11 protein-coding genes and 2 pseudogenes are annotated in these 9,861 nt (G+C 62.1%); 4 read left to right on the forward strand and 9 right to left on the reverse strand.

The annotated features are described in order from the left end of the window. The 5 genes and pseudogenes from ACOOGG_RS00325 to ACOOGG_RS00345 form a co-directional block, all read right to left on the reverse strand. Nucleotides 1-1,186, reverse strand: a 1,186-nt coding sequence (locus tag ACOOGG_RS00325; RefSeq protein ID WP_420431119.1) for a mandelate racemase/muconate lactonizing enzyme family protein, incomplete at its 3' end; no start/stop codon positions are given. Between the two features lie 100 nt (nucleotides 1,187-1,286). Further along, nucleotides 1,287-1,598 (reverse strand): annotated as a pseudogene (locus tag ACOOGG_RS00330) (glycine/sarcosine/betaine reductase complex selenoprotein A); the annotation flags it as partial. Between the two features lie 103 nt (nucleotides 1,599-1,701). Next, complete coding sequence (locus ACOOGG_RS00335; protein WP_420431121.1) at nucleotides 1,702-2,073, reverse strand: PIN domain-containing protein; 372 nt, start codon at nucleotides 2,071-2,073, stop codon at nucleotides 1,702-1,704. Beyond that, nucleotides 2,073-2,318, reverse strand: a complete 246-nt coding sequence (locus ACOOGG_RS00340) for an AbrB/MazE/SpoVT family DNA-binding domain-containing protein (RefSeq protein WP_420431123.1) — start codon at nucleotides 2,316-2,318, stop codon at nucleotides 2,073-2,075. Before ACOOGG_RS00340 ends, ACOOGG_RS00335 begins: the two co-directional genes overlap by 1 nt. A 144-nt stretch (nucleotides 2,319-2,462) precedes the next feature. Then, nucleotides 2,463-2,639, reverse strand: coding sequence for a hypothetical protein (locus ACOOGG_RS00345; RefSeq protein ID WP_420431125.1), 177 nt, complete (start codon nucleotides 2,637-2,639; stop codon nucleotides 2,463-2,465). Between the two features lie 193 nt (nucleotides 2,640-2,832). Between ACOOGG_RS00345 and ACOOGG_RS00350 the strand changes: the two genes are divergently transcribed. Continuing rightward, on the forward strand, nucleotides 2,833-3,849 hold the full coding sequence (locus ACOOGG_RS00350; RefSeq protein ID WP_420431127.1) for a Fic family protein: 1,017 nt from the start codon (nucleotides 2,833-2,835) through the stop codon (nucleotides 3,847-3,849). Between the two features lie 59 nt (nucleotides 3,850-3,908). Continuing rightward, nucleotides 3,909-6,119 carry a type I restriction-modification system subunit M gene (locus tag ACOOGG_RS00355; protein ID WP_420431129.1) on the forward strand — a complete coding sequence of 737 codons (2,211 nt, stop codon included), beginning with the start codon at nucleotides 3,909-3,911 and terminating at the stop codon, nucleotides 6,117-6,119. 1,022 nt (nucleotides 6,120-7,141) lie between these two features. Here ACOOGG_RS00355 and ACOOGG_RS00360 read toward each other — a convergent pair. From ACOOGG_RS00360 to ACOOGG_RS00375, 4 genes and pseudogenes are all read right to left on the reverse strand, one after another. Beyond that, nucleotides 7,142-7,830 (reverse strand): annotated as a pseudogene (locus tag ACOOGG_RS00360) (acetate--CoA ligase family protein). A 24-nt stretch (nucleotides 7,831-7,854) separates the two neighbouring features. Continuing rightward, entirely contained in the window at nucleotides 7,855-8,163 is a 309-nt protein-coding gene (locus tag ACOOGG_RS00365; protein ID WP_420431131.1) for a hypothetical protein, read from the reverse strand. 12 nt (nucleotides 8,164-8,175) lie between these two features. Next, nucleotides 8,176-8,598 (reverse strand): type II toxin-antitoxin system VapC family toxin, encoded by a 423-nt coding sequence (locus ACOOGG_RS00370; RefSeq protein WP_420431133.1) that lies wholly within the window; start codon nucleotides 8,596-8,598, stop codon nucleotides 8,176-8,178. Continuing rightward, complete coding sequence (locus ACOOGG_RS00375) at nucleotides 8,598-8,888, reverse strand: type II toxin-antitoxin system Phd/YefM family antitoxin (protein WP_420431135.1); 291 nt, start codon at nucleotides 8,886-8,888, stop codon at nucleotides 8,598-8,600. The genes ACOOGG_RS00370 and ACOOGG_RS00375 overlap by 1 nt, the downstream gene beginning before the upstream one ends. Nucleotides 8,889-9,180: 292 nt before the next feature. On the opposite strand from ACOOGG_RS00375, the gene ACOOGG_RS00380 reads away from it, so the two are divergent. Further along, complete coding sequence (locus ACOOGG_RS00380; protein ID WP_420431137.1) at nucleotides 9,181-9,474, forward strand: HigA family addiction module antitoxin; 294 nt, start codon at nucleotides 9,181-9,183, stop codon at nucleotides 9,472-9,474. Between the two features lie 144 nt (nucleotides 9,475-9,618). Next, a complete protein-coding gene (locus tag ACOOGG_RS00385; RefSeq protein WP_420431139.1) occupies nucleotides 9,619-9,732 on the forward strand; it encodes a helix-turn-helix domain-containing protein in 114 nt (37 codons plus the stop codon). The last annotated feature ends 129 nt before the right edge of the window (nucleotides 9,733-9,861 follow it).

The following is a 9,861-nucleotide window of genomic DNA, read 5'->3' on the forward strand; positions in this document are numbered from 1 at the left end:
CGACTGGATCATCGACCATCTCGATGTGGAGCTGGTCGCCCTCGTAGGGGTGGGCGGCGAGGACTTCCTCGTCGAGTTCCACTCCCAAACCAGGGGCGGTTGGAACGACGGTGCATCCGTTCTCGAAACGGAGCGGGGTCTTGAGAAGCTCAGCGTGGAACCCGCCCCAGTCCTCGATCGCCTCCAGGATCAGGAAGTTGGGAGAGCAGGCGGCGAGCTGCAGGTTGGCGGCGGCCACGATCGGTCCGCAGTAGCAATGGGGCGCGATCTGGGCACCATGAACCTCCGCTATGGCAGCGATCTTCTTGCCTTCCAGTAACCCTCCGCACCGCCCCAGATCGGGCTGGACGATGTCGACCGCCGACGCCTCTAGGAGGCGGGCGAACTCGGCCTTGCCAGTTAGTCGCTCTCCGGCGGCGATGGGTATGGAGGTATGCCGGCGGACCCTGGCCATCCCCTCGACATCGTCGGGCGGAACCGGCTCCTCGAACCACAGTGGATCGTAGGGTTCTAGCCTCGCCGCCAGCCGGATCGCGCCTGCGGGCGTGAACTGCCCGTGAGTGCCGAACAGGATGTCGGCGTCCGTCCCCACCGCCTCGCGGATGGCCGAACAGAATCGCGCGGAGAGTTCGACCCGCTCTTGGAGCGGCTGGTAACCCCCCATGGAGGAGAAGGGACCGGCCGGATCGAACTTGAGAGCGGTGAAACCCCTCTCGACATATTTGGCCGCCCGGCGGGAAGCCAGATCGGGGTCGAAGTACACGGCATCGCCCTCGACGCCGGGTTCATCGTATATGTATGTGTAGGACCGCACCGCGTCCCTCACCCGGCCTCCCAGCAACGCATGGACGGGCTTGTCCACGGCCTTGCCGATGATGTCCCAGCAGGCCATCTCCAGCGCGCTGATGGGGCCGCCCAGGGTCACGTCGGGTCGAGCCGTGAACCCCCGCCCGTATGCGCTCCGGCAGAAGCGCTCGATCAGGAAGGGATCCCGCCCGATCAGCAACGCCCCGGCCAGGTCCTCCAGCATCGCCTCCACCACCGGCGGGCTAAAGGTGGCCCCATAGTGCTCACCGTAGCCGACGATCCCGTCATCGGTGGTGAGCTTCACGAAAACAAAGTACGGGCCGCCGAGATCCGGTCGCGGGTTGGCCACCACGAAGGTCTCGACATCGACAATCCTCATGCGATCAGGCTCTCTTCAGTGATGATCACGTCACAGTCACGGGTGGGAGGTCATGGGACGCTCTCGTTAATCGGAGATGATGACTCCGCGACGCCACTGATCAATCCCTGCAAACAGCGACCCACTTGATGATCTCATCCACGTCTGCGGAAAGTTCCATCAAACCGACGTGCTCATCGTAGAGATCGCCGTCCATCTGCTCCTTGATATCCGGCTCCAGTACGTGATATACGGGGAGTCCCAACGGGACCCCGGCCAATGGACCCGCCCAGGTCGGATCGCCTCTGGTCACCGTCTCCGCGAAGAGACCGGCGCTGTTGGCATCCGGTTGCCCCAGCAACACGACCATGTCGTCGGTGTCGGAGGTCTCGGCCAGGCGATTTTCGTTCGCCTGGTCCTCCAGGTCCATCGCGCCCCCAGACGTTCAGACGTTTGCCCACAGCTCAGGCACCAGCGTAACCCTGCCCCTACCCGTTGCTAGGAAGCCACTGGACTGTTGATCTCGGATCCATTCCTCACCTTATCTGCCTGACGCGACCTTCGACGCCCCAAGCAAGATCCGCGGTGAGGATCTCGGCATCCAGACGTTCTCCGAGGGCCAGGCATAGTCGATCGGCCAGCGACAGACCCTCACCCCTGGTCCAGCGGCGGGCAGCCCACTCGGCATCTTCAATCACAACCGGTTCGATCTGCATCCCGTAGCCGTGCACCAGGGCCGCCCGTACCGGCTCCCAATAGGCTCGATCCAGTGAACACACCTTCTGAGCGATCTCAGACCAGTTGGCGGCCCCACATCTCGTTTCTCCTTCCAGGGCTGCCTGCACAACCCGGCCGCCAGGCTCCTTGAGAAGCAAAGCGAGTATCGCCGAGGCATCCAGGACCGTCATCACCCGGCATCCTCGACGGCGGCCTGCTGCCTGCGCTCGGTTACAAGTTCTTCGATCAGGTTGCTGCCCTGAAGTTCAGACTGGATCCGTGCCAGCAGAGCCTCCCGGCTCGTAAGCACCAAACCCCACGGCGACTCCGTCAGTATCAGTTCCGTACCCCGGTCGAATCCGTGGCGGACCCGGACCTCGGCCGGTACTACTATCCTCCCCCGGTCTCCCATCGTTACTGCGTATGTCCCACTCATGAGTTCATAGTACCATCAACAGGGGGTGCTTGGGAACACCAACACGGCCCGCGTGCGTCCGAATCAGCGGCCAGGTAGTCGAGGATGACTCTGACCGACCCACGCGAGAACAGGCCGGCCTCCAACGATCGCCAAGTCCGCTCGCTAGACGTTCACCAACCGGACCGCAAAGTCGTCTAGTAGCCACTCGCATTCGGCCCAGTCGTGGATCTTCTCAATGAGATCGGATAGCCGGTCGGCACCGCCAGCGAAGCCCAAGTCGTCCTCGGCCCACCACATCGTTCCCTCTTGACGGTTCAGGTATACCCGTACCGTGTACATCAGGATCCTCCTCCTGCCCATCTCGTCCTTGACTCACGGAGTGTCGAACAACTGGCAGCTGTCACATGCCATGTTGATCGGAATCCGGCGACGCTTCTTTTCGCAGAAACTGCAGCCGCGAGCGCCGAAGAGCCACAGCGCCGGCCAGGGTTTGCCTGGCGAATGAGCGGATTTGTTCGGTAAGATTATTTTCGTGAAGAACGAACAATTGGCTATTCGTGGGCGGGGCAGACCATCCCATCAAGAGCTCTATCACCGGCTGTCTGTCCAGATCCGGGAAGTTCGGGATCGCATGGGTGGGCTCCCCCGTCCCGTAGAGGCGAACACCGTCTGGAAGGGCATTTGGCATCGGGAGGTGCACCACTCAACTGCCATCGAAGACAACACCTTGATCCAGCGCGAGGTGGAACGGCTGCTCGAAGAGGGACTGGCCGTTGGCAACCGGAGCTTGCGCGAGTACCTGGAGGTTAAGGGATACGCAGACGCTGCCGAATGGGTGTACGGACAGGTGGCCCCTTCAGGTCACGCCAGAACCGGTCCGCTGATCACCCTGGCCGATGTGAGGATGATCCACCACAAGGCGGTGGCACCGGTGTGGGAAGTAGTCCCCCACCCGGACGCCACCGATCGTGAACGACCCGGTGCCTATCGTGAACACGAGATCAAACCCTTCCCCGACGGGATGACCCCGCCATCGTGGCCTCTCGTCCCCGGCGAGATGACCACCTGGGCCGAGGAGGCAAACTCTCTGGACTCCGATACCGTGACCTTCCCCGAGCACCTGGCTGCCCTTCATTGCCGTTTCGAGCAGATCCATCCGTTCCTCGACGGGAACGGGCGGGCAGGACGGCTGGTTCTGAACCTGATTCTCGTCCGGCTCGGTTACCCACCAGCGATCATCTACAAGCGCGACCGGGACCGGTACATCCGTGCCCTTCGGCGGGCCGATGCGGGCGAGCCGGGAACTCTGGCCGCGTTGATCACCCGAGCGATCCTCGACACCCTGTACCAGCACGTCATACCAGCCGTGGCCGGCCCCGCCCGCCTGGTGCCGCTGGCGGCGCTCGCAACACCCGACTTGAAAGCCCCGGCTCTTCGAGCCGCGGCGACCCGCGGCCGCCTGCAGGCCACCCGAGGACCCGACGGCCGGTGGCGCAGTTCCCGTGGCTGGGTCGAGGAATACAGGGCCAGCCGATGGGCCCGCACTTGACATTGGCCGACGTCCCGGTCCGGTCGGCTAGGTTGGACGATCGTCAGCAGGGATTCTGAATGAGCAACGAGACGATCAACAATCACAGTGCGTTTATCTGGTCGGTGGCTGATCTGTTGCGGGGGGTGTACAAGCAGTCCGAGTACGGGCGGGTGATCCTTCCGCTGACGGTGCTGCGCCGCCTCGACTGTGTGCTGGAGCCGACGAAACCCAAGGTGTTGGAGGTTGCGGACAGGCTTCCGGAGTATCTGGAGAACCGGGCACCGATCCTGATGCACGCGGCGGAGGAGTCGTTCTACAACACCTCGAAGCACACGTTTAATTCGCTGCTGGCCGATCCGGACAACGTGGCCCCGAACCTGCGCAACTACATCGCTGGGTTCTCGGAGTCGGCCCGTGACATCATCGACAAGTTCGACTTCGACACCCAGATCGACCGGTTGGACCAGCACAACCTGCTGTATCTGGTGGTGTCGAAGTTCGCCGATCTCAATGTGCGCCCGGAGGTGGTGTCGAACCTGGAGATGGGCTACATCTACGAGGAACTGATCCGGAAGTTCTCGGAGCTATCCAACGAGACGGCCGGGGAGCATTTCACCCCTCGGGAGGTGATCCGCCTGATGGTCAACCTGCTGCTAGCCGACGATGACGAGTTGCTGACCGCGCCGGGGATCGTCAAGACCATGCTGGACCCGGCCTGTGGCACCGGAGGGATGCTGGCGGTGTCCGAGGAGTACCTGCGCCACCTCAACCCCGAGGGCCGCCTCCACGTGTACGGGCAGGAACTCAACGCCGAGACCTACGCGACTTGTCGGTCGGACATGCTCATCAAGGGCTTAGACGCGTCGCGGATCCGGTTCGGGAACAGCTTCGACAACGACCAGCACCCCAACCGCCGCTTCGACTACCTGCTGGCTAATCCCCCATTCGGGGTCGAGTGGAAGATGGTCGCTAACCACATCAGGGGCGAGCACAAGACCAAGGGCTTCGCGGGGCGGTTCGGTGCCGGCACCCCCCGGATCAACGACGGCAGCTTCCTGTTCCTCCAGCACATGATCTCCAAGATGAAACGTCCCGAAGAAGGCGGTGCCCGCCTCGCCATCGTGTTCAACGGCTCCCCCCTGTTCACCGGCGCGGCCGGATCGGGCGAGTCCGAGATCCGGCGGTGGATCATCGAGAACGACTGGCTCGAAGCCGTGGTCGCCCTCCCCGACCAACTCTTCTACAACACCGGGATCTCCACCTACTTCTGGGTGGTCACCAATCGCAAGTCCCCGCAGCGGCGCGGCAAGGTCCAGCTCATCGACGCCCGCGAGTCATGGACCAAGATGCGCAAGAGCCTCGGTAACAAACGCAAACAGATCAGCGACGAACAGATCACCGATCTAACGCGACTCTACGGCGCCTTCGAGGAAGGACCACGCTGCAAGATCTTCCCCAACGAAGCCTTCGGGTTCCTCCGAATCACCGTTGAACGCCCCCTCCGACTCCGCTGGGAAATCACCAACAACACCCTCGCGGCCATCGCCGCCGACAAGAAAGTCGCCAAGCTCCCCGCCCCGGCCCAACAGCTCCTCGTCGACAAGCTCCGAACCCACCAAGGTGCCGACTACCGCACCGAGAAGACTGTTAAGGCCTTCGTGCGGTATGCGCTCGTCTCGGTCATCGGGGAGAAACCGACCCCGCTGGTCAACGCCATCACAGCCGCCCTTGCGGTCAGAGACCCCGACGCTCCCTTCATAACTGCCAGAGGCAACCCCAAACCCGACCCCACCCTCCGCGACTACGAGAACATCCCCCTACCCACCAAACGCGTCACCCACGAAACCGACACCACCAGACGCCTCAACACCCCCGAATACCAAACCGCCATCAACGACTACCTCGAAGCAGAAGTCCACCCCTACGTCCCCGACGCCTGGCACGACCCCACCAAGACCAAGATCGGCTACGAAATCCCCCTCACCCGCCACTTCTACACCTACACCCCACCCCGCCCCCTCGAAGCGGCCTACTCGGAGCGGTGCCAGCAGCCGGAGGCAGCGCTGGCGAGTTGCTGGATCACATCGGACGCTTGGATTTCCCCGTCAGCGGCCCGCGCCCATTGTCGGTACAGATCAGGTACCAAGACATGTACAGTCCCAACGTTCGAGGCGGCGTCCGCCACGTTGCGGTCGGGAGCGGGCCGCAGCGACGGATCCGGGACCAGACGGTGGGGGTTGGCAATCCACAAGGTTAAGTCCGGCAGCCGGCCCGTCTCCTGGATGTAAAGTTCGCGATGTGCGCGGATCTGGCGGGCGTCGTTCGTCTTGGTGCCCCTGGTGTATCCCTTGACCTCGACCAATGCCTCCCACTCGCCAGGCCCATCAAGGGTAAGGCGAAGGTCTTCGCCTTTCGGGGAGCCCGGAGCCAGTTCGGAGTCCATGTCACGGACCCTGAAGCCGAGAGAGGTCAAGATCTCGATGACACCGGCTACCAGTTCTTCGCCATCAGCCCAGAGAACCCGCCGTATTCCCATATCGGCCTGTTCACCTGCCGTGACCAGATCAGCTCTGAGCTGTTCCCGCTCGCGCTTAAGCCGTCCGATTCGGTCTGTCGTGGCAGTGATTCGGCCCGCTAGACGCTTCTCCTGGGGGGTGTACCAGTCGGCGGGATGTCCGAGGCGGGGTGGTGGATGGGGCACTCGAACCGGGTCATTCTCATGAACGTCGGTGAGGAACGTGTGGAACCAGGCTGCCAGATTCGCAGCTCGTGGTACCGCAACCAGCACGGACTCCCCTCGGGCTCGTCCCGCCTCCCAAGGTCGGTGGACACGAAGACGCCTTATCGCGACTGATCGGTTTGTTGTCGTCCTGATGAGGACTTGGCAATCGTCCCTGATTCTCTTTGCGATTTCGTACACGGGGGGTGGGTCATCGGCGCGGGCTAGCAGCCTGGACAGTTCGGAAGCAACATCCTTGTAACCGTGTGGACAGTCCTCCCCGATGCTTACCTCTCGTTCGGTGGTCTGATAGGCCGCGATGCTGGCGACATATCGGCCACCATGCGCCGTGATGACGTTCGACCACTTACAGTCAGATCCGAACGCCAGCACATGTACGTTGTGCGCGGTCTCGGAGTGATCGGATCGCGCGATTACCGCAATGTCCGTTTCGTCCCAGCTGTACACCGCGAGGTACTCGGCCGGTGAGTCTGCCATTCTCAACGTCCCACATATCGGCCGGATCGACTCGGCCCGCGCATCGTCCAACCCGATAGCGGCAACCCGCGGTCTCTGGACCGTCATCGTCACCTACTGTCTCATCCAGATGGCTGCGTCGACTGCGATAGGTGTGCCATTCTCTTGGAGTAGGAGCGGCTTGAAATCGATCGCTTCGATGCTGTCGTTCTCTAGGCCGATGCGGCCTAGAGTAATCAGAGTTCTGGGTAGAGCGAGCGGTCTGCGGGGGCCGTCCGCGGACGGGGGCCGAGGATTGCTGACCCTTCGGATACCTTTCAGCGTCGCCAATGCGTCGTGTTCTCGCAGCGGAGCTATCCGGAGGCTGACGTCGTCTAGGACCTCGGTGAAGATGGCGCCCAGGCCGAACATCACGCACGGGCCGAACTGGGGTCTCGGATTATGCCTGCCACGAGTTCACGGGTTCCTTTGATCTGGGGCTGCACCGGGATGCCGTCTAGTGCTCCGGCTGCGGCGGTCTCGATGGCTGTGAACGCCGATGCGACTTCGGTGCTTGTGGCGAAGTTTAGCTTGACGGCTCCGACCTCGGACTTGTGGGTCAGATCAGCGTCCCATCCCTTCAGCACCACGGGGTATCCGGTGTCGGCGGCCGCATCTGCGGTCTCGAGGACGCCTACAAGACCTCCACCAACCGAGGCGACCAAGACCTCTGGGGGCAACACGTCCAGAACCTCGTCCGCAGGCGCCTGGGCGATTACGCCCTCTCCCTGATCACCTGGCAGTTCCACAGAGTCAACGGCCACGACCTAGCCCGGTGGACTCGGTGATCAAGCCTCTTTTGCTGCCCCGGCCACCTTTTCGATATCCGTCTCGCCGGGGGCGCCTTGTGGCATCCAGCTAACCAGCTTCTTGAATCCCTCGTTGAGCAGGAAGAAAGTCGTGAGAGAATAAGCAGCCATGATAAAGGTGCCTATCAATAGCCAGGCGGTGTTGGTTTGCTCTACCGCTGCGTCGGCCAGGTATCCCAGCCCGGAGGAGTAGCCCAGGAACTCGGCAGCGATCGCGAGTGACCAACCCCCTCCCATGGCGAGCAGCAAGGCGGAGCGCAATTCTGTAATCGCCCCCGGCACAATCACTCTCGGTAATTGCTACCGCCGTACGGCGTGGTGGCGAACGTCGACGCTGTGTAACTCGCCAGGCCAGGCGAGGATTTGCTTGTCGGTCGTGAGGAGAGTGTGACCACCGAGCAGGGCTGTCGCCACGATGAACTGGTCTGCGGGGTCCCGGTGGAAGCCCTCGCGTTCCAGAGCGACTGCCCGTACCGCCTCCGCGCCATGCAACGGCAATTCTCGTAGTCCGTCGGCCAATCTGTCCGAACGCCAGCGGGCCGCGTCGCAGCCCAATGCCAGCCTGTTCCTTTCCGCCAGCATCGCTATCTCCCAGAAGGTAACGGCAGAGATGGCAATCGACCCCACCGACCATCCATCGGCGACCATGTCACGAGCTCGGGAACTGAGCCGCGGATTGTCCTGCAACACCCACAGCAAGGCGTTGGTGTCGAGCAGCAGCATCAGGTGTGGAATACGCTGTCGGGATCCTGCTCTACTTTGGCCTCCCAGTCATTCCACTCATCCTCGGTTGAGGGAACGAGATCATCCTCGTCGTGGATGATGAGCGAGCCTTTGCAAGAGCCGAGGAGTGGTGGCTGGATGACCTGGGCAGAGACCGGCACCAGTTTCGCCACTGGATGACCGTGCTTGGTGATGGTCACCTCCGCGCCGGTTTCCTTCACTTGGTCCATGATCTGTAGGCAGCGAGCCTTGAACTCCGCGGCACCAACAGGCTCATGCAGGGGGTTCACCAGTGCCTCCCACCGAACGAGCCTGATGGTAAGCATTGAGACATTCGTTGCTCCCTGAGAATGTTATGACTGGTCACAGTCTAGTTATATCTTCACAAGAAGCCGAAGATGATTCACCGCTGCAGCGCCCGAACTCGACCTATGCACGCTTGATAGTATCAACGGGAGGCATTGATATCTAGAGAGTGTGACTGTTCACTTATCAGCGACCAGTGGCGGGTTTGCTTCAGCTGGAGCGATCAGGGTGCGGCGGAGGTCGAAGTTATCGACTACCACTAGAAGGAACGACCTTATGGCGGCACTTGCAGAACCGATTCACCCGGGAGAGCATCTGTCGGAGATACTGAACGAGTTGGGCATGACTCAGTATCGTCTGGCGAAGACCATCGGAGTGCCGCCGGTCCGTATCAACGACATCGTTCACCGCCGACGCTCCATTACGGCGGATACAGCGTTGCGTATCGGCCACGCGCTGGCGATGAGCGCGGAATTTTGGATGAACCTCCAGCGAATGTACGACCTGGATGTGGCCCGTGCCTCCACAGACACCAGTTGGATAGAACCGCTCGTGGAGGCGACCGCGTGAGATGTGGAGGACATGCACCCGAGGAGGAGTGATGGCGCGTCCAACGATTGAAGAGTTACGAGATAGACGGCTCAGCGCGACGAGCGCGACGAGCGCGACGAGCGCATCGAGTTCGAATAGGCCCTTGCCGCGGCTCGCCTGGCTCTGGAGGCGGGAGAGAAGTTCAGCGACGCGCGAGAATCCGCAGGGCTGACACAGCGCGACCTTGCCGCTCGCATGTCGACCAGCCAGTCCACAGTGGCTCGCCGTTCCGCGTAGCCCTACTAGGTGATCCAGATGGCAGTGAACGCCGATACGACTTCGGCGCTGGTGGTGAGGTTCAGCTTGACGGCTCCGGCCTTCGACTCTGGATTTCAACGGACTAGACCTGATCGCCGAGGGCACGAC

Origin of the sequence: Candidatus Poriferisocius sp. (assembly GCF_965214065.1) — a bacterium.
Taxonomy (GTDB): Bacteria; Actinomycetota; Acidimicrobiia; order Acidimicrobiales; family Bin134; genus Poriferisocius.